The sequence below is a fragment of the Acidithrix sp. C25 genome (assembly GCF_904848545.2).
This window is the reverse complement of the sequence record NZ_CAJHCI020000006.1, coordinates 298,107-321,158: the sequence shown is the minus strand read 5'-3', so window position 1 is coordinate 321,158 and position 23,052 is coordinate 298,107. Positions and strand designations below refer to the sequence as shown.

Here is a 23,052-nt window from a genome sequence, read left to right as displayed (position 1 = left end):
TTCCTATTCGTTTTCTGTCTTACGGGCGTTTTGCTGCACTTTGGTGGCAGGGCCGGGTGATTTGTCGACGACGGCAGTGACTACGGGCTTGCCTAAGAACCCAGCGATTGCCGCACTGCGAGCCGCCGCTTCTCGCTCCAGCTCATCACGAGCCTGTTGAGCACGAGCGATGATCTCGGGATCATCCTGGGCTGAGGTGATGCGAGTTTCAATGGCTTGACGGATCTCGTCGGTAATGCTGGTTTCTCGCAACTGGGCGATGAAGCGCAATTGCGCGTGCAAAGTTTCCTCGACGCGAATTGCAAGGGTCTTGGTATGTCGTTCTTGCTTGTTTGGATCACCCATGCCCTCATAGCGCATTGCTTGTAATCCTTGTTCTTCTTCTTTCATGTGTAAACCTCCTTTCAGTTAGTTGTTTAGTGATATTTCTCCCGATGTCGTTTGGCTCAGGAGCCTCAGACATTGACGCTCTCTTTGGTTGACAAGTCAAGTCGGAAATAGCTCTTTGACCTGCAAAAAAACAGATCAGGAGTTCTCAGAGGGAGGACCGGCCACAACACCCAGGTACTCCCCTGTGGTGCAGACCCGAAACAGGGCCGGATTCAGGCCCGCCGTCGCCGCCACGGCGGCCCGAATGGCCTCCGCTCGGGCGGATCCCGGGACCACCCAGAGAACGGCGGGGAAAAGGCCGTGTGTCGCCTGGTAGCGCCCCGTTGCCCGAAAGGCTTCATACGCAGCACACTGGCGCATAATTACCGGCATGTGTTCGCTTGCCATATCAACCTCGATGAACCAGTGGTGCTCGTAGTCGTCAGAAGCAGTGACCAGACGAAGATCTGGCTTGAGCGTTAGCGCCGTTCCAAATCTCGAAAGTGATTGTTGCCAGCTGGCGGGTTCGGCTTGGACTTCGAGCACTTCTAAGTCACCCTGACGCCCAGATTCGATAGTCCTCACGGCCAGTTCGGATATGGCCAGAGTGTGCTCGACGAAGTGCCGAGATGGTTCTCGGTAATTGCGTCGTCCGGAAATGACGGGAGGGTCAAGGCTCTGGAGTATTCGTTCACCGGCCGGACCGACGTACCAGACGAATCCCGCTGATCCAGCTCTGGCTCCACCGATACGGCGTTCGAGCGCCTTGAGCACCAGAACGTTCCGAAGCCGTGACAGTGTTCGAATGCAAGCACGCGCTGATGCTGTCGGTGTTGGATGGACGGGATCGAAGTGGAGTCGCTGGATGTGCTTAGTGGAAAGCAGCCGGAACTTTTCCACGTTACGAAGCAGCTTGTAATCCCGCTCGGTCAGGCGGTCTTTCAGGGTGTCGAGATCCGAGCGCGTCATGTCGGACCTCCTGTCACTCGTTTAGCTTCCCGTCGCCCCTCGCGACCCCGCAATGCGGGGTCAGTCCCCTCCCGCCAAGGGCGGAACTTGGCCAACGACCTGCATGAGTAAAAGACACTTGAGGGTCGTGGCACGACGACCGAGATGACGTTGACAAACCCTCGACCTCTGTTCCTCTTCTCTAATAGGGTTGGGCAAGTTGGTAAGAGATAGGTAGTCATTTGCGTCTCCTCTTCCGTCCCAGTTCATCGCCGTCCGCTCCCTGTGAATGTGGTTGAGTTGATGCAGCATGTGCAGATTGAGGGATAGGGCTGGCATATCGATTGTGGCTACGGTTACGAACTTCTTCCCCGAGACCGGTTGGCTGCGGCGGTGGAAGCGTTCGGATCAGTGCCCATCCCGATGGAGCACCACCAGCGGTCAGGTTCGCATATGCCTGATATTGACCAAGGCTGAGGAAGTCGACTGCTTGGAGACTGGGAGCCTGCTTTGCAACAGCGTATGCATCGTCAGGATCAAGGAGCTGGAAGATGATCTTGGATTTTGCATTCGTATCAATCGCCGCCCGAGTGGAAGCGGGGAGTTGAGCTCGATGCTGATGGGCGAGATGCCAGCCGACACCGTTGGACCGGGAACGGCTCAGGGCGTCGTCAATTGAGACCGGCAGGTGCAAGTACTGCTGCACCTCATCGATGACGATTGTCGCTGGACGGCTGGATGGATCAACTTCGCTCGCACGCTCCATCGTTGCCGACCACGTCTCAGCCACGATCAGGGAACCGAGTAGCTGGGCTGTGATAGGGCCGATGAGTGCTTCATTGAGCGGAACGAGCACGACCTTGTTGTCTTTGAACATATCCCGAACGCGGAACGGAGGATCGGCCTGGCCGAGGATGGCTCGCAAACTCGGCCTGAGTAGGTACTGACGTAGCTTGTTCATCGGTGCAGCGATCGCTTGTGCTTGTGCGCCGGGAGACATGGCCAGATAACCAGACCAAAACGATGCGAGACCGGGGTCGTCCATAACCTCTCCGATGATTCCACGTCGAAACCTCTCGTCCGCTAGAAGCCGAGGAAGATCAATCAGCGTGTAGGGCGACTTGCGAGTAGCACCAACCCTGGCGAGCGTGAGGAGTGCAGAGTGGATGATGTCCTCGGTGCGAGGTCCCCAACCGTCGTGGAATACTTGCCTAAGAACCGCTACCAACCCATCGACGACGACGTCAGGATCTCGGTCTCCAACGTTGAGTGGATTGAAGCCGACCACCTTTCCAGACTTCGCTTCGGCTGGATCGATAATCACCACATCATCGATCCTCGCTCGAGGTATAGCCCGCTCGACTATGTCACGTATCAGCTGCCACTTCGGATCGATCACCAACACCGGGCGCCCAGCCGCTATGTCGGCGGCGATGAGGTTGAGCAGAACTGTCGACTTACCAACGCCAGTCGGACCCATCGCCAGCAGGTGTGACGTGATATCCCGAGCAGCGATTCCTATGGGCGCTCTAGGTCCCGGGCCTCCGGGAACGGCGAAGAGCCGCTCTGATCTGTTGACCTTCTCAGGCACTCGCAGCGGGCGAGGATGAAGAGGAGCGACGCCCGGCAGGTCGTAATCTCCTAATGGCCAGCCCAGCAGGCCCGTCAGCTCGGTAGCTCCGAGATGCAAATTCCAGTGCCTCGGTAACTGAGGGGTATTGAGCCGAACTGGTGGCTCGATGATCAGGTCCATGTAGGTGCCTCGATCTATGGCCGTCGACAAGGCTCCAAGTACGCCGATGACCAGCTGTTGTCTGCGCTCTCGCTCTTTCGCTGCCACCCCGATGCGGATCACGGCTAAGAAACCGTGCTGACCGGATCTTGTGTCAACTTGGTCTCGTACAGCCTTACCCGCCGAGCGCTCGCCGATCGTCAACATCTGCCACCACGGTTGGGTAGGATCGGCAATCTCCTTCGGCAGATGCTTCGGTGTCATTCGCTGACCGAGCACGATCTGAACCACTAAACGTTCCCCCGCCTCTAGCCGTGCATACAAAGCAGAGAGCAGGCTCAAGCTCGTCACCTCAGCACGTTCGGTAGCTAAGGCAAACGCCCGTGGACGCATCCTCACTCTGACCGAACGGTCCACCGCAAGACGCGGTTGATCGATGCCGTCGATATCCAGCTCCGGAAGTAGGTGCCGCAGCGTGCGTTGCACCCATAGAACGTGTTCTGCTGGCGTGCCGACCAGATGCTGGATGAGTTGGCCATGCTCGCTGCGAACCTCGAAGACCAGCGGCGGTGCGGCCCTGTCGGCGGCCATTCGAAGCAGCATTGCATCGACTTGATCGACCTCCAGCGGACGAGGCAGATGCAACTGGGAAAACACCCAGTTGCTGCCTGGACTCTTGGAGCGAGAGCGATTATGAAGCCTCATCTCGATCACTTTCGTCGCCATTGCCACCCTGGCGATAGTTATTCTTAACCTTCGTTGCCTCCGCCTGTGCCTGAGCCTCGACCTCGGCTCGAGCGAGCGCCAGTCCGATGAACGCCCTCGAGAGTTTCTTCGCATCTGGAGTGCCCCGTCGCACGCCACGCACCCGTAAGGCCCGCTCTTCCTGGCGCTTCCAGTTGGTCTTGCGCTTCCTACGCCTCGGCATGACGACCTCCGCCTTGGTGGCCCATATCGGAAGGGACCGGGTAGCCGGGAATGACAATATCGGCATCGACCTCGTCTCCCCACACACTCCAGTTGGCGCTTGAGCGTGGCCGCCGTCGAGCGAACAGCTCGAGGTACGGACCATCGCTGACCCGCTCGATCACCGCGTACTGCTCCTCTGGCTTATGTGAGTGTTCCTGCAGCGGAGCAAACATCCACGTCGGCTGCGCGCGAAAGTTGACCGGAGCATGTCCTCGTGTACCGAGGATGAGGTGTTCGGTTGCGTTCCGAAGATACTGACCCAAGCCGATCCGTGGCTTGATCCAGGTCAAAGGCGACCGAGGAGTAAAGCCCCATGACTCCATGACGTCATAACCGGCGCGTAAAGTAGCGTTGGTGACCCATAGCCAGCAGTGGGCATCGGTAGCAGCTAGGTCAGCCACTGGCATAGCTTGAATTTCATCCAGCGTCATAAGTTTGTAGTGCGACGCCGCTCCGAGTGCACCCTTTTGCTGAACGTCCCACGGCGGGTCGGCCAAGATGGTCTTGAACGGCTGCCGGGACTCCGGGCCGCTCCTTGAGAAAAAGTTTTGTGTTACCATTAAAAAGCTCCTTTCTGCCCGAGTTTTCGATTGCCGTCGAAAGCACGGGATTTTGATTAGGTTGATGTAGAAGTCCACCGAAAATTGCGAGGAGCATCCCCGGGGTGATTACAGCTAAAAACATCTCGGGGATCATTTGCAATAGCAGAGGTCGGCGACGCGACTACCGATAAGACGTTCGAAGCGACGCCGAGTACCTCTTGCAATTCATGCGATTTATGGTCTCGTAATGTTCACCAATAGTGGCATTGTGGAATAAACAACGTTCTTCCGATTACCAACGATTTATGCGATTTCTCCGCCAGAACAGACTTGCGATGAAACCCAGGACGACGAGCCCTCCGACCACGGCGACGATACCGACCAACGCTGCCGCAATCGATTCGATGAGCCTTACCGCTACGTAGATCGCCACCGTTACCGCAAGCAGCGTGAAGCAGATACCGATGAGCCGGTCTAACATTCCCGACTACTTCTCATACCTGGGCCAGGACCGCAGGGGATCGAGTAAGATTCCTGCGAGACGGCTGGACCAGCTTATGGATATCAGTAGCTGCAGCAGAGTTGGCGAGCTCGCTTGTCGCATGGGACAGTGTGTTGACCGTCTTGTTCATTGTGTCGACCACATTGCGTGTGACTATGACATCACCCTTGACCATCCGGCGCTGGTCGATTGACCAGAGACCGCTGTTTGTTGCTGCCGTCACGTAAGACCACCTGCTCTACGTGCGGCTTCACGCATAGCAGACAATGCCTGTACGGTGAGCTGCTCAAGACGAGTGTCAACGGACAAACGCTCAGCGAAGCTATCGAAGGTGCGACGATACCGGCGCCAAGCCAAGAGCGCCCAGACACCGGCGCCCGAGAGCGCCAGTGCCAAGACGGCAATGCCCAGCGCTACCAGCGCGGTCACCTGATTCGGTGCAGGTCGCGCCGCAAGTCGGACAGCAGTTCTGCACAGCCGAGCATGTGGTCGTCGGCAATGAACGCGAGACGCTGAGCAGCATCGGGTGCAATCATCTCCAGCTGACGCTGTGCCTGGGAAACCCGTGTGATTTGCTGCATGGCGTTGCCAGTAGCCATCGTCAAGTTCTCAACCTTCGCAAGTGTCACGTCGGTTGCATTATCGACCTGGCTGGTTCGGATCTGCGTTCCGAGGCGGCCCCGTGAAATCTCACGCCCAAAACGACGTGCATCCCTGGCGAGCGCACCACCACCTCCGTTGTATGTGGCCAGCTCGCTCATACGATCACCACCCCATAGTTGATAGCCTTCATAATGTCTTTGCTCCTTTCTCTCATTAATCCGAGTGGGTTGCGATGACACCGTGGGTGGTCCGTTACAGCGGGCCATCCACACCCCTCATCGCTGGTATTCGGCCATATTGCTCAACCGAATATCCTTGAGGTTAGAGCTGGCTTTGCATTGGAGATATGCGCACGAACAGAGTTGGAGTAGGAATTGGAGTCGCAATCAAAGTCAGTCCGGTCGTCGTATCGATGGGTTGAACCATCGGCGTGGGATCCCAAGCAGGCTTACAACGTTCTCCAAGATCTTGTTTACTTACACAAAGAGGCTGGCTTTTCCCCAGCTCGTATCGCCAGAGCCAATCTCGTTCGTCAACTTCTTGGCGGGGACAACGAATCGTATGAGGTGTTGCTGGAACGCTTCATATCGGCCATTGAGTCGCTTCGTGATCCGCAGCCCGAGATACTGCTCGATGTCTTCGGCCTCGCCCCGGAGACCGAGGGCATGACCTACCTCAAGGATCGGCGCCGACACTACGGCGACAAGCACGGCATCAAGGTTGAAGCTGTCGCCGACCGAGAAGAAACAGCTATGGATAGCCTCCGTAAGCAACTCGTCACGGGTTGGTATCCAAAGTCCCCAACCGGATTTTCGGTGCCGCAGTCTCACAACGGCTTTGTCCAGCAGGCCGCCCGTATTTTGACGGTGGTCCGCAACCGTGCCTGGCAGGAGAATAGGGAGTGGCACCAGCTCATTGCTGCCTTCGACGAAGCTGACTTCATCTCGATCAGCAGCTCCTACCCTGGGCGGCCGATTCCCGAAGGGGACTTCACGGTCAAAACTGAACGCATCGGAGAGAGCTTTACTCATCAGTTCTGGTACAAGGAGCCGATGAGGCGAGGCGAGACCTACGACCTTAAATTTCGGCTTCTAGCTGATCCAGACCTTGGCACCCCGGGTGCGCTCACTGAGCAGAGTCAGGCCTTTCACGAGCCCACCCGGTTCGCCTCATTCGGAGCAGTGTTCATCGGCGATCGGCCAGACACCATCTGGAGCTACCGTGGACTCACGTACTTTGAACGACCCGGAACTCCCCACATCGGTAAGACCCTCGAGTTTGGCGACGAGCGGGGTGTCAATGTTGAGTTCCACGATTTATACGGTGGACTTTATAGCGGTATTGCCTGGGAATGGTGAGTGCTTATCGAAGATTGGAATGAAGTTGGATGTTGGTGCCTCATGAACACGCAAATTAAGGACAAGTTAGTTGCTTCGATTTTGATTTGAGTGTCCAATATTTCCTCGTAATGCATCCTGTAACAGGCGGTCAGTAGTGTTGTATTCAGATTCTTGGATTTTGCATACAATGTTATAATAAGGAGAATTATGCAAAAATCAAGGCGCCAGTTTAAGGGATTACGTAAGGAGTATCACTGATGGCGGGTCAGCCACGCAAGACTGCGACGAAGCCAGCCAAGTCGCTCGAACAGCGCCTGTGGGACACTGCGGATGCGCTTAGGGGCAACCAGGAACCGAGCGAGTACAAGCACATCGTCCTCGGATTGGTCTTTCTCAAGTACATCTCCGACCGGTTTGAGGTACGTCGCCAAGCGATCGAAGCGAGTCTAAGCGATCCCGACTCCAGTGACTTCATCCCGAACGCCGAACGTCGCGCACGCCTTATCGAGGATCGAGACGAGTACACCAGCCACAATGTCTTCTGGGTTCCAGCTAACGCTCGCTGGCAGCACATTCAGGACCGAGCCAAGCTTCCCACAATTGGTCAAGATATTGATGCGGCGATGGATCTGATCGAGAAGGAGAATCCGTCGATCCGAGGTGTCTTGCCCCGCAACTATGGCCGGGAGGGTCTTGATAAGGGTCGCCTCGGTCAACTCGTCGACCTTATCGGATCCATTGGCTTTACCGAGTCCGACGATCACGGCTCCGACGATGTGTTAGGCCGAGTCTATGAGTACTTCCTAGGTCAGTTCGCTGGCAAGGAGACTGGCAAGGACGCTGGAGCCTTCTATACCCCGAGGTCCATCGTCAAGACTTTGGTTGAGATGTTGGAGCCTTATCACGGTCGTGTCTATGACCCTGCTTGTGGCTCGGGAGGAATGTTCGTGCAGTCTGCCGAGTTCGTGAAAGCTCACGGCGGCAAGCGTACTGACATTTCTATCTATGGCCAGGAATTCACCGACACCACTTGGAAACTGGCCAAGATGAACCTTGCGCTTAGAGGCATCGAGGCCGACTTGGGTGATCACTCCGATGACTCCTTCGCTAATGACTTACACCTAGATCTGCGGGCAGACTTTGTCATCGCAAATCCACCTTTCAACGTCAGCAATTGGTGGGATGCCAAACTCGCAGATGATCCACGTTGGAGGTACGGTACTCCACCTGAAGGTAACGCCAACTTCGCCTGGGTGCAGCACTTTATATATCACTTGTCTCCAAAGGGTACCGCTGGTTTCGTCCTTGCGAATGGCTCGCTCTCATCCAAGACCAGCGGCGAGGGAGAGATTCGTCGCAAGCTCGTCGAAGCCGACCTGGTTGACTGCATCGTGGCCATGCCGGACAAGTTGTTCTTCAATACCGGGATCCCGGTCTGCCTGTGGTTCGTCAGCAAGGACCGCCATGGCAATGGTCACCGCAAACGTCAAGGCGAGGTTCTCTTTATTGATGCCCGAAAGCTTGGCGTCATGGAGAGTCGCCGCCTGCGCGTCCTCGATGACGAAGACATTGGCAAGATCGCGGGCACCTATCACGCCTGGCGCAACCACGAGGCCGGATACAAGGACCTCCCGGGGTTTGCTAGAGCGGCCAGCCTAGACGAAATCAAGCATCACGACTTCGTGCTAACTCCTGGGCGGTATGTCGGCGCCGAGGAGGCAGAAGCAGACGCCGAGCCGCTTGAAGAAAAGATTGAGCGGCTCAAGAAGGAACTGTTTGCCGAGTTTGAGGAAGGGCGACGGCTCGAAGAAGTTATTCGAGAAAGACTCGGAGTCGTAGATGCTTAGTGGCGTTGCCTTGCGACCGGTACTTGAGAACTGGCTTAAATTTCGAAATGGCAAATCTTCTCCCCGTCGTACCGATGATGGGGCTTTTCCGGTTTATGGCTCGAACGGAATCATTGGGCGTAGTGCGGTATCCAACGTATCCGAGCAATGTATAGTCATCGGGCGCGTTGGAAGCTATTGCGGCAGTTGCTACTTTGTGCCCAGTGCGTGTTGGGTAACTGATAACGCAATAATCTGCCAACCCGAGGACCCCGCCGAGACACGTTACTGGTACTACGTGCTTTCCTCGCTTAATCTCAATGATCGCAGAGTTGGTTCGGGACAACCGTTATTGAATCAATCAATTCTGAACTCTATCGAGTTTGATGCTCCAGCTAAATCGGATCGTTTAGCGATTTCAGCGACGCTCGGAGCGCTGGATGACAAGATTGAGTCGAATAGGCGTCAGATAGCAGTGATGGAAGAGTTGTTATCCCTCGAGTTTCAGAATTTGCAAGTTAAGGAGTCCGTTCAACGGCTACCCCTCTCCCAGCTGACCATTATCACGAAGGGTGTCTCTTATAGGAGCGCTGATCTCAAGGCGTCGAGGACATCCCTCGTAACGCTCAAGTCGTTTGCCCGAACCGGTGGTTACAAGCCAGAAGGGCTGAAGCCATACAGCGGTCCGTACAAGCTATCTCAGGTAATCAAACCGGGTGAGGTGGTCATTGCACAGACCGACCTTACTCAGGGAGCTGAAGTGGTTGGGCGTGCCGTCCGAGTTCCATCTGATCATACGGCCGACACACTGGTGGCTTCACTCGATCTTGCAATTATTCGACCGACGGATGTGATTTCAAATGAATATTTGTTGGGAATTCTCACCGATGAGACGTTTCGCCAATATTGTCGGAGCCGTACAAGCGGCACTACGGTGCTACATCTTTCAGGAGACGCTATTCCGACATATCTAGCGCCGATGGTGTCAGCGGACGCTCAGGAACGGTTCGCGAAGTTAGCTCGACCACTCGTTGCTCGGACAGATTCATTGGGTCGGGAAGTCGTCGAATTATCAAATATCCGTGATGTGCTTCTTCCAGAGCTGCTCTCCGGTCGTATCCGAGTGTCAGAGGCGCAGGAGACCGTGGCATGAACATCTTGAATGAGTCAACGGTCGAGGCGGCTGCGCTGGAGTACCTGCGAGAGCTTGGATATTCGACAGCGTTCGGCCCTGAGATTGCTCCTGACACACTTCTCTCAGAAAGGTCTACTTGGAATCAGGTATATCTTTACGAACGCCTTCGTGAGGCAGTGACACGACTCAATAAGGGTATCGATTCTGCGTCTGTCGATGAGGCGGTCAAGCGACTGGATCGCGCGGAGTCCCAAAATCCGGTGGCGGAGAATAAGCGCGTCCACGAGCTGATGCGTGATGGAGTGCCAGTTGAGCGCAGGATTACTGATGGTCAGTTACGCACGAATCGTATTCGCTTAATTGATTTTGAGCATGCCGAGAACAATGAATGGCTTGCTGTTAACCAGTTCACGATCATCGAAGGCAAGAACCGTCGGCCCGACGTACTGGTGTTTTTGAATGGCATTCCGGTAGCGCTCTTCGAATTGAAGAACCTCGCCGACGAGCACGCCACTCTGAGGAACGCCTGGAACCAGGTGCAGACCTACCGTTCGGATATTCCGTCAATCTTCACTCCGAACGTGGTCACAGTTATCAGTGATGGCACGAGTGCCGCCATGAGTAGCTTCACAGGCGCTTTCGAGCACTATGCGCCGTGGAAAACGATGGATGGCCGCGAGGTGGTTACCAACCGACCGGCACTCGAGGTCCTGATCAAGGGTGTCTTCGACCAGCAGCGCTTTCTAGACATCTTACAAAACTTCGTTGTATTCAGCGACGAGGGTAAAGGTCTCGTCAAGAGGGTTGCGAAGTATCACCAATACTGGGCAGTGAACGCCGCAGTCGAATCTACGGTTGAGGCAGCAGGACCGAATGGTGATCGACGTGGTGGCGTGGTCTGGCACACTCAGGGATCTGGCAAGAGCTTCGAGATGGTGTTCTTCGCAGCGAAGCTCATGCGTGACCCCAGGATGAACAATCCCACACTTGTCTTCATTACGGACCGCAACGATCTCGATGATCAGCTCTTCGGTGAAGTGTTTGCTCCAGCCGAGATCCTTCCCGAGAAGCCGGTTCGGGCTGATAGTAGAATCGAACTCCGCCAGCTTCTTCGGCGTGCTTCGGGAGGAATACTATTCACGACGCTCCAGAAGTTTGCCCCCGAAGTCGGTGGCGACTCGAATCCTGTTCTAACGGACCGCCGGAACGTGGTGGTCGTAGCAGACGAAGCGCATCGCTCGCAGTATGGCTTTACTGAGACACTTGGAGCGGACGGCACGTTGAAATCAGGCTTGGCCAAGCACTTACGCGATGCCTTACCGAATGCCACCTATCTCGGCTTCACCGGCACACCAATCGAGTCCGCAGACAAGTCCACTCGTTCGGTGTTTGGTGACTACATCGACGTCTACGACCTGACACGGGCGGTTGAGGATGGCGCGACCGTCAAGATCTTCTATGAATCCCGACTAGCGAGGGTTTCTCTCGACGACGAGGCCCATGCAGATATCGACGCTTTAGCCGACGAGATAACAGAGGAGGTCGAGGAGTCCGATGCGATTCGCGCCAGGTCGCGGTGGTCCAGAGTGGAAGCCATTGTTGGTGCTAGCGAACGTCTGGATCTGATCGCTGCAGACATTGTGGACCATTGGGAGAAGCGCCGAGCTGAGTTGTTTGGCAAGGCCATGATTGTCGCAATGAGTCGTCGCATTGCCGTCGAGCTCTATGACAGGATCGTCAAACTAAGACCAGACTGGCACAGTGACGACCCGAAGGCTGGGAAGATCAAGGTTGTCATGACTGGCTCCGCAGCCGACCCAACTCCATATCAACGTCACCTTCATGACAAGAAGACTCGCACCGAGCTGAAGAACCGAGCGAAGGATCCTGACGATCCGCTGGAGATCGTCATCGTCAGAGATATGTGGCTCACCGGGTTTGATTCTCCAGCTCTGCACACGATGTACGTCGACAAGCCGATGCAGGGCGCAGGCCTGATGCAGGCGATCGCTCGAGTGAACCGCACCTTCCGTGACAAGCCGGGTGGTCTGATCGTCGACTATATCGGCGTTGCTACCAACCTTCGGAAAGCCCTTGCCGAGTACTCTCCCTCGGATAAGGATCAAGCTGGCGTCCCGATCGAAGAGATGGTTGCCGTCATGCTAGAGAAACACGACGTTATTCGTGCCATTCTGCACGGCTGTCCGTTCGACTCTTCGCCGCTGCTTTCGGCCTCCGAGCGGCTTGGTCAGCATGCATCGGTTCTCGACTTCGTGATGGCGGATCCCGATCGGATAAGTCGCTTCCTCGACCAGGTTCTTGCACTTACACGCGCCTTCGCTCTGTGCGGAGCACGTGACGAAGCAGTAGCGATCCGTAACGAAATTCGCCTCTTTGCTGACGTTCGGGCAGCAATTATCAAGATTCAGAACCCTGATTCCGGGAGGGCGGGTAGCGGAGGCGTGGAGATCGATACCGCAATCTCCCAGCTCGTGAACGAGGCGGTGTCTGCCGACGCGGTCATCGATATTTATAAGCTCGCTGGTGTTGACACTCCCGACCTATCCATCTTGAGTGACGAGTTTTTGGACTCGCTCGCTGGCAAGGAGAAGCCCAACCTCCAGATGGGGCTGCTACGCCGTCTCATCAACGACCAGATTCGCACCATCCAGCGCAGCAACCTTGTCCAGGCACGCAAATTCTCGGAGCAACTTGACGAGGCGATAAATCGCTATACCAACCGAGCGCTCACAACCGCCGAGATTATCGCCGAGCTAGTAAAGCTCGCCAGGGAGATGCGCGACCAGAATACCCGCCATGAGCAACTTGGACTCAGTGTTGCCGAGGCAGCTTTTTATGACGCCATTGTCCAGAACGACTCGGCCGTCCTCACCATGGGTGATGAGGTCCTCAAAAAGATCGCTGTTGACTTAGTCACTCAAGTTCAGAACAGCATCACGATCGACTGGAATTTCAAGGCGTCAGTCAAGGCTGAGATGCGCGCAAAGGTCAGGCGTCTTCTTGCGAAATACGATTACCCACCCGATCTTGAGGAGAAGGCTGTGGAGCTCGTGCTGCAGCAAGCCAGTCTGCTTGCTAGCTCCACTTCTAGCTATGGAGAAGCTGATGACTAATCCTGTTGGTGCTCATTGGATTCGTGTTGCACTCCAGATTAATCCTTATAGCTATCAAGGAAGGAATGAACCATCGAAGTTCTTCGCATCAGAGAGCGAATACAACAACGCATTGCTCGATGAGTGCGAGAACCTCGGAATCGGACTGATCGCCATCACAGACCATTGGTGTGTTGATACAGCCAGCGGCCTCATTACTGCGTCGGAGAGCCGCGGAATAGCGGCCCTACCGGGGTTCGAAGCCAACTCAGCCGAAGGCATTCACTTGCTGGTGATCTTTGAGTCAGGTACGAAATTGTCGACTGTAAACGCAGCAATAGGTGCGTGTGGTGTAGAGCCTTCCTGCGTGAACGGCACAACCGGGGACTCCTTTAAGGACATTCTTCAAAGGATGACCGACAAGGGAGCGCTGGTGATTCCTTCTCACGTTAACGTTCCCAATGGAGGGATGCTTACGGGTCGAAGGGGTCAACCGCTCGTGGCAATGGTCAAGGATCCAAACCTTCATGCGATAGCCGTTACCCCCGGGCAAAGCGAAGGTACAGACCAGAAGAAGATTGTCAAGGGCCAGAAGCCGTACGATCGGAAGCACCCGCTCGCGGTTATTCATGCCGACGACGTCATGCACCCGGATCAGCTCAGGACGGAGGGAGCGACGACTTGGTTCAAGCTCAGTGGGGCGAGATTAGAGAGCCTTAAGCTGGCTGTCCGCACACCAGAAACACGAGTTTCCCCAACTGACCCAACAGGTCAGCCACGGGCCACACTGAAACAGATCAGCTGGACTGGTGGCTTCCTTGATGGAGTTACCATCCCCATCTCTACCGACCTCACTGCCCTTATAGGTGGGCGAGGCACCGGAAAGTCCACTATCGTCGAGAGCCTTCGGTACGCGTTGGATGTGGAGCCGATAGGCGATGACGCTAAACGTGACCATAAGGCTATTGTAGAAAAGGTCTTGCGGTCCGGAACCGTGGTGAGAGTAGAAGTACAAACGGTGGCTCCGGCGCCTCATCGCTACATGGTCGAGCGGGTCGTGCCTAATCCGTCTGTCGTACGGGACGCGAGCGGGACAGCTACGAGCTTGCTGCCTATCGACGTTGTCGGCTCAGTAGAGGTGTTCGGGCAGCACGAACTTGCTGAGTTGGCCAGTAGCCCGAAGAACGTCGCCGATATGCTACGCCGCTTTGCGGGTGATGAAAGGGAACATCCTGAGCTCCGTGACGTTCTCGAGAGGCTTAGCGAGAACCGCACTCAGCTGAAGCGCGTAGAGGACAACCTGGCAACACTGCAGGGTGAGCTCGACGATATCCCCCGCCTGAAAGAGCAGGTAGACCAATACAAGAAGATCAATGTTGCGACACGGCTGGAGGATTTGCAGCGACTTACCAGGGAGGAGTCCGTGTTTGCGGAGGGACGACAGAGGGTCCGTGCCGTTTCCGAGGCACTTGGCGGAATAGGTGATGCACAGCTTGAGGCTCAGCTAACCGCGCTCTACGAAGGGGTAGACGGTTCACCAAGACAGGAGACCTTGGAACGAATCTCTGCCGCCACTTCGAAACTCGCCGCAACGCTGAAGAAGCTATCCGAAGACGCATACGAGGCGGTATCCCAGGCAGAATCAGCTATCAAGGGAGCGCAGGTGGACTGGGAGTCTCTAGTCAAGGACGAACGCGATGGACATGCGGAGGTGCTGCGAAAGCTCCATGAAGAAGGTCTAGAACCTGACAAGTACCTAGATACGAGTCGGGCACTCGACGATCTACTGGCAAAGCAGCCTCGTCTCGCCAGTCAGACTGAAGCTCTGAAGAAGTTAAAAGAGAATCGAGACAAGCTTCTAGGTCAATTGGCATCTCAGGAGCGCAAGCAAGTCGAAGCCTTACATGAAGCGGTACGGTCCGCGAACGCAGCTACTGGAGGCGTCGTCGTCGTGGTGCCAATTGCGGCCCCCGATCGGAGCCACATCATGAAAGTGATTACGAAACATATCTCGGGCGCTCGTACTCAGATAGCTGCCGCCGTCGATGCCGACGACTTCTCCCCTCGGTCGTTTGTAAAGGCGATACGCTCTGGGGGGTCACAACTTGAAAAGCTAGGAATCAAAGGAGCGCAGGCTGTGGGCTTGGTAAATGCCGGAGAAGCGCTTCTGCGTGAACTGGAGGAGCTTTTGGTCGGTCATGCAGTGGAGGTGAAGCTCGATATCTCCTCAGTCAAAGGCACGCGGGAACTCAGGACCATGGACGAGCTATCGAAGGGTCAGCGCGCTACAGCCTTACTGCTCCTTCTTCTCGGCGCCTCAACAGCTCCCCTGGTGATCGACCAGCCCGAGGACGATCTGGATAATCGGTTTGTGTACGACGGTGTCGTAGCTCATTTAAGGAAGCTAAAGGGCGTACGACAAATCATTGCTAGCACCCATAATGCTAATGTGCCGGTCCTCGGGGATGCGGAGCTGATCGTGACTCTTGAAGGGGACGGTCAGCACGGCAGGCCGGTAGCTGACGGTGTGGGTTCGTTGGACGATGCACCGATACGGGTGCTGGCGGAGAACATATTGGAAGGCGGGTCGGCAGCCTTCAATGCGAGGCAACACCTCTATGGGTTCTAGCGAGAATTCAGCGGAACGTATCGAAGCGAAATTCGGCTGGGCCAGAAATGCCTTGCAGGCAGCGCAAGTTGCAGCCGGGAAAGACGCCGAGGCCCAGGGGCTAGTGGAGCCTGACGGGTGGAGATGGCGAGTCCTGACTGATCTGGAAGTGTTGCGTGATGTTATCGTACGCGACTACACCAAGGCTCGCGATAAGCAGAAGTCACAGGCCTGGGAATCGCGCTTGGGGCCAATCATCACTGGCGGTGGTGCAGGCGTCGGCGCGGTGGTCGCTGCAATAGGCGCTGGCATCGCTAAGTCTGGACGATGGGGTTGGGTCCTGATTGTGGTAGGCGTACTGTTCGCGATTGTGGGGTCAGTGTTAGGCGCAAACAGCTACGTACGCAACCGAAACCAAAAGCTGCGGTATCTTCGCCTGATGCATGGCCTTGGAGACTATGCCTATTTGCTGCTTTCTGTGGCAGAACCTGCAGACGCGTTCCAGCAACTCGACAACTTTCGGCAACTATGGGAATCAGCTGGCACTTAGTTGGTTATCGATTCGTCTGAGGTGGTCATGTGTCGGAAGATGGATCTGGAGCGTCAGCACCGGCGGTGACGAGGATGGTCCCAGGGGTTTCTCATCTCCACGCCATACTGCCTGAGGGCTTGGTGGAGGTTAACTTTAACTAGATTTTCTCACTCTAGCGTCAACTTCCACCTCGTTGCTATCATTGCGTTATCCTCTTCACCAACATCGTAGGTTGGCATAACTGGTATCCACAGAATCTGGGATACCTCAGTCATGAACTGCTCTTTCTTTAGCAGCATAACGCATGTCTGCCTCGTAGGTCTTGGACAAAATCCAGTAGAACCACCCAGCAACTGGTGGAGCATCACGTCGCAAATCGAATATCTGATCTTGGATCTCCCGCAATGCCTCATGCGAGCAATCGTTCTTATCGAACAGTGCATTTGTCTCGTCTTCAAGATGTTGGCGACGGGATGATGCCAGGAAATGCTTCTTCGATAGATCAATGGCGTCAAGGACAGCTGGGAGCGATGGGAGAGCAATGGTCGTCAGGTATCCGGCGAGCGTCGTTTGTTGTAAAAGTGCGATGATCACACCGAAGATTGCCCATGCGAATGCGGAGACCAAAAGAAAACATCCATATGCATGATGTTGACGTCTGGCCCAGACGGCATTCGATCGTTGACAAGTGATTACACTTCTTGGCCAGGCAATATCAACATCGGTGGGATACCAGTCACAATGCTTCTTTATTGACTTCGGATCTTTGAATCTTTTACTTGCCGATCGGATCTCCTCCTCCGAAGGCTGACGAATCAGTGCATCATTCCAGGTGAGGCCAAGGACATCGCAATCGAACATTTCTTGGGCAGAGGCCCCTTTTACCTGGTAGCCCTGCTTGAGAGGTTCGAAAAGGAGGCGGGACATGAAGATCCATACTCCAGCAATTGCTCCGAGCAACGGACCCCAGTCTGGTTCGTACACGAGCACGAGTGGCGATGCTAGCGCCAAGACAATGGCTGCTGACGCTCCCCAAAAGTGCCAACGGTTTCCTATTTTATAGAAGCGGTCTTTGGCTTCTTGCCTGCGAAGATTGCGATCACTGTGTTGCGCAACACCAATGTCATGCATGGATGGATTCGAAGAGGAAAATTGTGCCATAGAACTAACCGTATGCCGGGAAGTAATCTCCGAATACCTTTCTCCATTCGACTATTGCAGCGGAAGTATTGCCGTTCTTATCAAACTGCTCAGCTTTGATCGCTCTGTCGTAAGCGACCTGAAAGCGATTGACTGCGTCAAAGACAGTCTTGGTCGCGAAGAGAGGATTAATCTGCTCTCCAAGACCAGCAGGGTCCTTGACTTTCGTTTTGATCCGTTCACGGCCTTTGTCAAAGAAGTAACGAACTGCGCTTGAATCTGAACTGAGGGTTACGCCAGCAAAGATCTCTACAGCGATTAGCTCTAGGTAGAACGGAACGAAACTTCGTGAAATCTCCCGATTCCAGGCCTTGATCATCTTGACAACTGGAACGACTGTCCCACCATGGTCAGCGTTCGACTTGCTCATGTAGGTCTCATGAATAGTTGGATCCGTCTCGATCCATCGTTTGTTACTTGAGTCCGGTATCAAAAAGCCACCGCCTTTGCGGTTAAAGGCTGGGACCACGTCAATTTCGAAATCAGTGAACGAAATCGTCACGGCGTGTCCATTTCGGCTGATTTTAGGAGTGCTGGGATATGTCTTCAGTAGAGTCGCCCGTATTCCGCCGAGCAAGGCCGCGTGCCCGTCGCTTTTAAAGTAATTAGCATCTAAGACTACAAAGATGTCAACGTCAGCCTGATGGAGGGGAGCGATCATTGTTGATCTCTTGTATGAGCCCGTCAGGAACGACTTAAGTACCGTGAAGTCCTTTTCAACGGCTTTTCTTACGTTCGTTTGTCTCGTCGAGACAGTTGAAGCCTGAAGATCCGTGATTTCCAAGTTCTGTCGGAGCTTAGCAAATGATGCTGTAACTGTCTTGGCCATTTGTTTACCTCCTAATACCTCGGTAAGCTCAATAAGTTATCTGTCCAAGTGCTATCGGCGTAGGTTTGGACGTAAGGCGGGGTTGCCTCACGTACTCGCAGGAACGCTCTCATCGTTGGCCCCTGAACGTAGGCTTGGTCGGGATTACTGCGAACGAAAGTGACCATAGCTTCGCGGGTACTCGCACCCGTGGCGCCCGTGCCAGAATTGACCCACTTCATTTCATCAATATGTTGGTGATGTTCTGTCCCGACCATATGGATCGCAGTGATTTGGACCATTTTTATACTTCCTTCTCATGTTGAGTTATGATACTCTTTTAGTATATGGTAGCTCAATAGCGTATGTCAACAGTTATAGGATATTTATTTACTAAAACAGGAGGACATATTTAATGACAGATGTTTTGAAATATGTGGCAGGCAGAATACGGCAGCTACGTACCACCTACGGAGAGACGGGCCTCTCACAGGAAGCGCTCGCAAAACAGTTGGGTGTAGCTGCTAATACAGTGTCAAGGTGGGAGACTGGAGCATACAAGCCTGATTTGGCTGACTTGGATAAGCTAGCTCGCTTCTTCCAGCAGTCCATACTTACTTTTTTTCCGCAAGATACAGATCCCGTCAAGAAAGAGACAGAAGCTTTACTACGAGCAGCAGAAGCTTTACCGGTTGGCGATGTTGAGGAACTAATTCGTTTCGCTGAGTTCAGACGAGCAAAGTATGTACACAAAGCAATCGGAAAAAACAAAGGCTGAGCAATGAGCCGAAGCCAAACTTATGCTCATGCCAAAGTCGAGGCTCTCCTGGTTCGAGAAAAATATGGTATCGATGGTCCATCTCTTAAGCTTCAGCAAATGCGCAAGATATACAAGGACCAAGGAATTGATCTTATTTATTGGCCGGTCAAGCTGCGTGTTTTGCGAGGAGTATACATATGTGACGAAGATGGTCCGACGGTGATGGTTTATAAAGACCTACCAAATGACCCAAAGTTATTTACGCTTGCGCACGAGCTAAAGCATCATCTGATCGATAACGGCGCTTGTGGCACTGTCGAGAATAGCTCAGATGTGCGTGAAATCGCCGCAGAAGTATTCGCAGCAGAACTACTCTTACCTGAAGCTCTCTTCGTGGACGAGCTTCACCAACGTGGTGTCAGTCCTCGCCAACCCGTGGGTTTGGAAACAGTACAGCGAGCCATTGTCGAGCTTAAGCGAGAGACTGGTACCACATTAAGCTACGCAGGCCTAGCAAAGCGCGGTGAGCGCTTAGGATACGCGGCCACAGGCAGTTTGATTCATGCAAAGTGGAAAATTTTGGAAGAATCATATTATGGCAAGCCTTTTTATAGACAGAAGTATGCAAGCTTTTGACTTTTGAGCTAGCGAGTTTGACGCAATCAACGTTGATTCTTCGTGACACGGAAGCTCTAGTGGTCGCATACCCACGACATTACATCAAAGCGTGGGGTGTTTCGGCTCGACCAGCTTAGGTGATGGAAGGGTTGTATTATGGGGCATAAGCGGGGACTAGCCAGTTGGCCTGATTCTGTCACGTAGCGCTGAACTTGTGTCGATGATTGTCACCCACTTGAGCAACAACACAATGGAAGATGACAGAGTTAAGCGAGATCATTTGGTCGCATTATTCTGAACGATGGTCTATGGTCGTCATCGTGGTTCCCTGGTTTTGACTCTACGCTTTCGCAGGTGGCTACCAACCGAATCTGCCGAGTAGCCGACTTGTTGACCTACTTTGCTCATAGACAAGCCTGATTCATAGAGTCGCACTATCTCGTCGACAGTCTCCTCCGCAGGCGGTTGCAAGCGCATGATGACCCCCTGCTGTTTAAGGCGGATCGAGACGGTACGGCGGTCAATCAAAAACTCTGAGGCCAACTCGTATACCGTTGCGCCGGATTCATATCGGTCAACCAGACGGGCGAGTTGCGTGTCGCTTAGCCGCTTCGCTCGGTTAGGGTGCACCCGACCGACTCGTTTACAGATCATCCTGCTCAGGTCCAGTTGACGATAGGCGTTTATCGCACGGCAGAGAGCAGATGGGGTCGAGTTCGAGAAGAGTCTGGCGAGGACCACCAAAGTATCCGTATGAGAACCCTGCACCTTTTCGGTGCCGGTCAACGTGTCGCTCAAACCGCCTATCAGAATGTCCCTGGGGGCGGTTTTTTCTATGTCAAGAGTGCGATGAACGCTCGCTGGAATGAGGCGTGAGAGCAAAGTGTCGAAGGGCTCGCTGTAGTCAACTCGGACGGTCTGCTCGCGTGTCTCTTCATCCTCATCGATGTAGATCTTGGCGAAGAATGCCTGATTGAAAAGTCGCCTGGTGTTGTCACCCGCTTCCAGGTACGCAGTATGGCAGTCTCGAGTCAGATCGAGCGTGTCGGCCAATACTGCTCGTACTTGCCCGAAGTTCGCATCGAGGCTAGCAAACTGATCTTCAATTCGTGCCAATCGACTTGCTATCCGATCTTGTTCGCTCTTTAGCCTGGATCCACCGAAAATTTAGCCGATCAACTTTGATTTTGGAATTAAAAAAATGCTCTGAACTGGTAGAATGATGTTTGAAGACAATTCAAATCTATCAGTTTAAGGAGCACCTTTTAGATGCGAGCATCTACTAGTGCTTTAGAGTGTTTGATAGTCACCTTTGACGATTCGAACGCAGTTTCCAACAGTGGGTTAATACTCCCTATCACCCTTGCTGAGAGACTTGGCCTTAGGGATCTCTTTGATTTACACATTGACCTAGAGGATCGTCCTGGACGAGCAAATGTTGGCAGAAAAGCTATGGCTATCGTCGCATCTATCTTGGCCGGTGGTGATTGCATTGATGACACTGCAATCCTTGAAAGCCCAAATGCGCAAGTTATCCTTGGTCAGATAATGCCAGCACCATCCACTCTTGGTGTCTTCTTGCGTAGTTTTGAGACCAGTGACATCGCAGATGTTGAACGAGTTGCAGCTTTGTTGCTAGAACGAGCCTGGCTAGCTGGAGTAGGTCCAGGTGATGAGTCGCTCACCATTGATGTTTATTCCACAATATGTCAGGTATATGGAAACAAAAAAGAAGGAGCTTACTTTGGTTATACCAACCTAAGGGGGTATCACCCACACCTAGCAGCTGTTGGTAAAACAGGTGACATTCTTGGAATAGTGACACGTGAAGGCAACGCCAATACCGCTCGTGGTGCCGGAGAGTTTGTAACTCAGGTAATCAACAACATACTTATCAAGTTTCGTAAGTTTCGCCTCCACCGAGACCAGATTGGAGCTAATCTTTAGTAGAACAGATGTTCGATAAAGGAGGCATGGTGGATATCTCAGGCTTTATGGTACGCTTCGCTTCAGAGGAAGCATGTGAAGATCATTTGATCAAATTGCGGTGGAAAGAGGGATTTAGATGCCCAAAGTGTGACTCTGACCAGTTTACCTTAATCAGGCCAAACCATCGAAGAAATGCAGCATCTCGAGCTCCACTTTTTCAATGTAAATCTTGTCACCGTCAAACTAGCGTTACCTCCGGAACCATCTTCCATCGAAGCCATATCTCTTTATCCAAGTGGTTCTCCGCTATCTATCTATTGTCCAACGACAAGCGTGGTCTTTCGGCTACTACCATTGCTAAATTCGTTCAAGTATCTTATTCGACTGGCTGGTTGATGCTAAATAAGCTACGAAAAGCAATGGCTGACCGAAATGGTTTATATAAACTTGGAGGAAACGTCCAGGTAGATGAGTTCTTTTTAGGTGGTGAGAGCCATGGCGAAGGCAGAAGAGGAAAGGGAACAAAACAAACCAATGTCCTAATTGGAGTGTCGATTAGCAATGGTGCTCCTACTCATTGCTTCATGGAAGTAATCAAAGATACCACTGCTAAATCATTCAAAGATGTTTTTGTGAGACGTTTAGATTCCGATACCAAGCTGATAAGTGATGGTAACCCAAGTTACGGGGTATGTGCTGAAAGACCTTGGACTAGCGCATTCGATCACTCTATCCAAAGACGAACAAGCACATGTAACATTCAAATGGCTCAACATCCTGATAGGGAACTGCAAGAAATTTATCGACGGAACATACCACGGACGTGAGGAACATAAGCAACTTTACCTCGAGGAATTCGCATACCGATTCAACCGAAGGCACTTTGAAATGTCCTTGGTAGAGCGACTTCTCAATACATGTGTGTTTGCGTCTCCACATCCGCTACTCCGCGAATCTGATTCCAAAATGGCTCTTGCTTACGAAACTTGATAAGTATGATCAACAATGCCAGAGCCGCCGGAGCAACTGGTGAAATAACCATGCGTTTTGACTCTGGGTTCTACTCAAGAGCCGTTAGAGACGCAGCTAGTGCGGGTGATGTTCGCATTTGCATTACAACACGGATGTCAAAACGATTGAAGCAGGTTATTGCAGCCATACCAGAAGAAACATGGACTTCAATTCCTTATTGGCTTGAAGGTGGAGCTGATGTAGCAGAAGTTGAATACAGGGAAATACAGGGAAATACAGGGAAATATCGCGCATTTGCAAGAGATAGACAAGACGTTCGTCTTATCGTAGGAAGAACAAAGCCTACTCCAGGGTCTCAGCTGGCACTATTTAGTGACTATGACTATCACGCATTTATTACCGATCGACAAGGCGAAACGCTTTTCCTTGAGGCTGATCACCGAGCACATGCCCAGATCGAACTAGTCATCAAGGATCTCAAAGGAGGTTCTAGGCGGAATCATGTTCCATCCAGATACATGAACGCTAATGCCGTTTGATTGGCTC

Annotated in this window: 25 protein-coding genes; 12 read left to right on the top strand and 13 right to left on the bottom strand. The window is 53.4% G+C overall.

From position 1 onward, the window contains the following. Positions 1–3: 3 nt before the first annotated feature. The 9 genes from ACIDITHRIX25_RS70650 to ACIDITHRIX25_RS70610 form a co-directional block, all read right to left on the bottom strand. Complete coding sequence (locus tag ACIDITHRIX25_RS70650) at positions 4–390, bottom strand: hypothetical protein (RefSeq protein ID WP_201732327.1); 387 nt, start codon at positions 388–390, stop codon at positions 4–6. 135 nt (positions 391–525) lie between these two features. Continuing rightward, on the bottom strand, positions 526–1,338 hold the full coding sequence (locus tag ACIDITHRIX25_RS70645; RefSeq protein WP_201732326.1) for a replication-relaxation family protein: 813 nt from the start codon (positions 1,336–1,338) through the stop codon (positions 526–528). 217 nt (positions 1,339–1,555) lie between these two features. Next, entirely contained in the window at positions 1,556–3,754 is a 2,199-nt protein-coding gene (locus tag ACIDITHRIX25_RS70640; protein ID WP_201732325.1) for a type IV secretory system conjugative DNA transfer family protein, read from the bottom strand. Next, positions 3,741–3,977 carry a hypothetical protein gene (locus ACIDITHRIX25_RS70635; RefSeq protein WP_201732324.1) on the bottom strand — a complete coding sequence of 79 codons (237 nt, stop codon included), beginning with the start codon at positions 3,975–3,977 and terminating at the stop codon, positions 3,741–3,743. The genes ACIDITHRIX25_RS70640 and ACIDITHRIX25_RS70635 overlap by 14 nt, the downstream gene beginning before the upstream one ends. Further along, positions 3,964–4,578 (bottom strand): MT-A70 family methyltransferase, encoded by a 615-nt coding sequence (locus ACIDITHRIX25_RS70630; RefSeq protein ID WP_201732323.1) that lies wholly within the window; start codon positions 4,576–4,578, stop codon positions 3,964–3,966. The genes ACIDITHRIX25_RS70635 and ACIDITHRIX25_RS70630 overlap by 14 nt, the downstream gene beginning before the upstream one ends. A 274-nt stretch (positions 4,579–4,852) precedes the next feature. After that, positions 4,853–5,041 carry a hypothetical protein gene (locus tag ACIDITHRIX25_RS70625; protein ID WP_201732322.1) on the bottom strand — a complete coding sequence of 63 codons (189 nt, stop codon included), beginning with the start codon at positions 5,039–5,041 and terminating at the stop codon, positions 4,853–4,855. A gap of 13 nt (positions 5,042–5,054) precedes the next feature. Next, positions 5,055–5,285: a hypothetical protein gene (locus ACIDITHRIX25_RS70620; protein WP_201732321.1), complete on the bottom strand. Its 231-nt coding sequence runs from the start codon at positions 5,283–5,285 to the stop codon at positions 5,055–5,057. After that, positions 5,282–5,491, bottom strand: coding sequence for a hypothetical protein (locus tag ACIDITHRIX25_RS70615; RefSeq protein WP_201732320.1), 210 nt, complete (start codon positions 5,489–5,491; stop codon positions 5,282–5,284). Before ACIDITHRIX25_RS70615 ends, ACIDITHRIX25_RS70620 begins: the two co-directional genes overlap by 4 nt. Beyond that, positions 5,488–5,823, bottom strand: a complete 336-nt coding sequence (locus ACIDITHRIX25_RS70610; RefSeq protein ID WP_052606194.1) for a hypothetical protein — start codon at positions 5,821–5,823, stop codon at positions 5,488–5,490. The genes ACIDITHRIX25_RS70615 and ACIDITHRIX25_RS70610 overlap by 4 nt, the downstream gene beginning before the upstream one ends. Before the next feature lie 216 nt (positions 5,824–6,039). Between ACIDITHRIX25_RS70610 and ACIDITHRIX25_RS70605 the strand changes: the two genes are divergently transcribed. The 6 genes from ACIDITHRIX25_RS70605 (at position 6,040) to ACIDITHRIX25_RS70580 (ending at position 16,237) form a co-directional block, all read left to right on the top strand. Further along, a complete protein-coding gene (locus ACIDITHRIX25_RS70605) occupies positions 6,040–7,023 on the top strand; it encodes a hypothetical protein (RefSeq protein WP_201732319.1) in 984 nt (327 codons plus the stop codon). A gap of 239 nt (positions 7,024–7,262) precedes the next feature. Beyond that, positions 7,263–8,852, top strand: a complete 1,590-nt coding sequence (locus tag ACIDITHRIX25_RS70600) for a class I SAM-dependent DNA methyltransferase (protein WP_201732318.1) — start codon at positions 7,263–7,265, stop codon at positions 8,850–8,852. Continuing rightward, positions 8,845–9,984 (top strand): restriction endonuclease subunit S, encoded by a 1,140-nt coding sequence (locus ACIDITHRIX25_RS70595; RefSeq protein WP_201732317.1) that lies wholly within the window; start codon positions 8,845–8,847, stop codon positions 9,982–9,984. The genes ACIDITHRIX25_RS70600 and ACIDITHRIX25_RS70595 overlap by 8 nt, the downstream gene beginning before the upstream one ends. Then, positions 9,981–13,100, top strand: coding sequence for a type I restriction endonuclease subunit R (locus ACIDITHRIX25_RS70590; RefSeq protein WP_201732316.1), 3,120 nt, complete (start codon positions 9,981–9,983; stop codon positions 13,098–13,100). Before ACIDITHRIX25_RS70595 ends, ACIDITHRIX25_RS70590 begins: the two co-directional genes overlap by 4 nt. Further along, positions 13,093–15,708 carry a TrlF family AAA-like ATPase gene (locus ACIDITHRIX25_RS70585; protein WP_201732315.1) on the top strand — a complete coding sequence of 872 codons (2,616 nt, stop codon included), beginning with the start codon at positions 13,093–13,095 and terminating at the stop codon, positions 15,706–15,708. Before ACIDITHRIX25_RS70590 ends, ACIDITHRIX25_RS70585 begins: the two co-directional genes overlap by 8 nt. Further along, positions 15,698–16,237, top strand: coding sequence for a DUF8108 domain-containing protein (locus ACIDITHRIX25_RS70580; RefSeq protein WP_201732314.1), 540 nt, complete (start codon positions 15,698–15,700; stop codon positions 16,235–16,237). The genes ACIDITHRIX25_RS70585 and ACIDITHRIX25_RS70580 overlap by 11 nt, the downstream gene beginning before the upstream one ends. Positions 16,238–16,486: 249 nt before the next feature. On the opposite strand, the gene ACIDITHRIX25_RS70575 is transcribed toward ACIDITHRIX25_RS70580, so the two are convergent. Genes ACIDITHRIX25_RS70575 through ACIDITHRIX25_RS000000104095 form a run of 3 tightly spaced genes read right to left on the bottom strand, consistent with a single transcriptional unit; the run spans position 16,487 to position 18,529 of the window. Beyond that, entirely contained in the window at positions 16,487–17,380 is an 894-nt protein-coding gene (locus ACIDITHRIX25_RS70575) for an S-4TM family putative pore-forming effector (protein WP_201732313.1), read from the bottom strand. 4 nt (positions 17,381–17,384) lie between these two features. Then, the gene (locus tag ACIDITHRIX25_RS70570; protein ID WP_201732312.1) at positions 17,385–18,248 is read right to left on the bottom strand and encodes a CBASS oligonucleotide cyclase; all 864 of its coding nucleotides are present in this window, start codon (positions 18,246–18,248) and stop codon (positions 17,385–17,387) included. Between the two features lie 11 nt (positions 18,249–18,259). After that, the gene (locus tag ACIDITHRIX25_RS000000104095) at positions 18,260–18,529 is read right to left on the bottom strand and encodes a DUF3892 domain-containing protein (RefSeq protein WP_201732311.1); all 270 of its coding nucleotides are present in this window, start codon (positions 18,527–18,529) and stop codon (positions 18,260–18,262) included. A gap of 113 nt (positions 18,530–18,642) precedes the next feature. On the opposite strand from ACIDITHRIX25_RS000000104095, the gene ACIDITHRIX25_RS70565 reads away from it, so the two are divergent. Both ACIDITHRIX25_RS70565 and ACIDITHRIX25_RS70560 read left to right on the top strand, forming a co-directional pair. Then, positions 18,643–19,005, top strand: coding sequence for a helix-turn-helix domain-containing protein (locus ACIDITHRIX25_RS70565; RefSeq protein WP_201732310.1), 363 nt, complete (start codon positions 18,643–18,645; stop codon positions 19,003–19,005). A 3-nt stretch (positions 19,006–19,008) separates the two neighbouring features. Next, entirely contained in the window at positions 19,009–19,623 is a 615-nt protein-coding gene (locus tag ACIDITHRIX25_RS70560) for an ImmA/IrrE family metallo-endopeptidase (RefSeq protein ID WP_201732309.1), read from the top strand. A 297-nt stretch (positions 19,624–19,920) separates the two neighbouring features. Here ACIDITHRIX25_RS70560 and ACIDITHRIX25_RS70555 read toward each other — a convergent pair whose 3' ends face one another. Then, on the bottom strand, positions 19,921–20,721 hold the full coding sequence (locus tag ACIDITHRIX25_RS70555; RefSeq protein WP_201732308.1) for a helix-turn-helix domain-containing protein: 801 nt from the start codon (positions 20,719–20,721) through the stop codon (positions 19,921–19,923). Between the two features lie 153 nt (positions 20,722–20,874). On the opposite strand from ACIDITHRIX25_RS70555, the gene ACIDITHRIX25_RS70550 reads away from it, so the two are divergent. From ACIDITHRIX25_RS70550 to ACIDITHRIX25_RS70535, 4 genes are read left to right on the top strand one after another with little or no spacing between them, the layout of a single operon-like run. Then, on the top strand, positions 20,875–21,552 hold the full coding sequence (locus ACIDITHRIX25_RS70550; protein WP_201732307.1) for a transposase: 678 nt from the start codon (positions 20,875–20,877) through the stop codon (positions 21,550–21,552). An 8-nt stretch (positions 21,553–21,560) separates the two neighbouring features. Beyond that, positions 21,561–22,361 carry an IS1595 family transposase gene (locus ACIDITHRIX25_RS70545; protein WP_249685620.1) on the top strand — a complete coding sequence of 267 codons (801 nt, stop codon included), beginning with the start codon at positions 21,561–21,563 and terminating at the stop codon, positions 22,359–22,361. Beyond that, the gene (locus ACIDITHRIX25_RS70540) at positions 22,258–22,524 is read left to right on the top strand and encodes a transposase (RefSeq protein ID WP_249685680.1); all 267 of its coding nucleotides are present in this window, start codon (positions 22,258–22,260) and stop codon (positions 22,522–22,524) included. Before ACIDITHRIX25_RS70545 ends, ACIDITHRIX25_RS70540 begins: the two co-directional genes overlap by 104 nt. Positions 22,525–22,529: 5 nt before the next feature. Further along, a complete protein-coding gene (locus ACIDITHRIX25_RS70535) occupies positions 22,530–23,045 on the top strand; it encodes a transposase (RefSeq protein WP_201732306.1) in 516 nt (171 codons plus the stop codon). Positions 23,046–23,052 lie beyond the last annotated feature (7 nt).

Excerpts from the sequence above, each read along its gene's own strand:
- ACIDITHRIX25_RS70650 (WP_201732327.1), bottom strand. The coding sequence starts at position 390 with ATGAAAGAAGAAGAACAAGGATTACAAGCAATGCGCTATGAGGGCATG.
- ACIDITHRIX25_RS70645 (WP_201732326.1), bottom strand. The coding sequence starts at position 1,338 with ATGACGCGCTCGGATCTCGACACCCTGAAAGACCGCCTGACCGAGCGG.
- ACIDITHRIX25_RS70640 (WP_201732325.1), bottom strand. The coding sequence starts at position 3,754 with ATGAGGCTTCATAATCGCTCTCGCTCCAAGAGTCCAGGCAGCAACTGG.
- ACIDITHRIX25_RS70635 (WP_201732324.1), bottom strand. The coding sequence starts at position 3,977 with ATGCCGAGGCGTAGGAAGCGCAAGACCAACTGGAAGCGCCAGGAAGAG.
- ACIDITHRIX25_RS70630 (WP_201732323.1), bottom strand. The coding sequence starts at position 4,578 with ATGGTAACACAAAACTTTTTCTCAAGGAGCGGCCCGGAGTCCCGGCAG.
- ACIDITHRIX25_RS70625 (WP_201732322.1), bottom strand. The coding sequence starts at position 5,041 with ATGTTAGACCGGCTCATCGGTATCTGCTTCACGCTGCTTGCGGTAACG.
- ACIDITHRIX25_RS70610 (WP_052606194.1), bottom strand. The coding sequence starts at position 5,823 with ATGAGCGAGCTGGCCACATACAACGGAGGTGGTGGTGCGCTCGCCAGG.
- ACIDITHRIX25_RS70600 (WP_201732318.1), top strand. The coding sequence starts at position 7,263 with ATGGCGGGTCAGCCACGCAAGACTGCGACGAAGCCAGCCAAGTCGCTC.
- ACIDITHRIX25_RS70595 (WP_201732317.1), top strand. The coding sequence starts at position 8,845 with ATGCTTAGTGGCGTTGCCTTGCGACCGGTACTTGAGAACTGGCTTAAA.
- ACIDITHRIX25_RS70590 (WP_201732316.1), top strand. The coding sequence starts at position 9,981 with ATGAACATCTTGAATGAGTCAACGGTCGAGGCGGCTGCGCTGGAGTAC.
- ACIDITHRIX25_RS70585 (WP_201732315.1), top strand. The coding sequence starts at position 13,093 with ATGACTAATCCTGTTGGTGCTCATTGGATTCGTGTTGCACTCCAGATT.
- ACIDITHRIX25_RS70580 (WP_201732314.1), top strand. The coding sequence starts at position 15,698 with ATGGGTTCTAGCGAGAATTCAGCGGAACGTATCGAAGCGAAATTCGGC.
- ACIDITHRIX25_RS70575 (WP_201732313.1), bottom strand. The coding sequence starts at position 17,380 with ATGGCACAATTTTCCTCTTCGAATCCATCCATGCATGACATTGGTGTT.
- ACIDITHRIX25_RS70570 (WP_201732312.1), bottom strand. The coding sequence starts at position 18,248 with ATGGCCAAGACAGTTACAGCATCATTTGCTAAGCTCCGACAGAACTTG.
- ACIDITHRIX25_RS000000104095 (WP_201732311.1), bottom strand. The coding sequence starts at position 18,529 with ATGGTCCAAATCACTGCGATCCATATGGTCGGGACAGAACATCACCAA.
- ACIDITHRIX25_RS70565 (WP_201732310.1), top strand. The coding sequence starts at position 18,643 with ATGACAGATGTTTTGAAATATGTGGCAGGCAGAATACGGCAGCTACGT.
- ACIDITHRIX25_RS70560 (WP_201732309.1), top strand. The coding sequence starts at position 19,009 with ATGAGCCGAAGCCAAACTTATGCTCATGCCAAAGTCGAGGCTCTCCTG.
- ACIDITHRIX25_RS70550 (WP_201732307.1), top strand. The coding sequence starts at position 20,875 with ATGCGAGCATCTACTAGTGCTTTAGAGTGTTTGATAGTCACCTTTGAC.
- ACIDITHRIX25_RS70545 (WP_249685620.1), top strand. The coding sequence starts at position 21,561 with ATGTTCGATAAAGGAGGCATGGTGGATATCTCAGGCTTTATGGTACGC.
- ACIDITHRIX25_RS70535 (WP_201732306.1), top strand. The coding sequence starts at position 22,530 with ATGATCAACAATGCCAGAGCCGCCGGAGCAACTGGTGAAATAACCATG.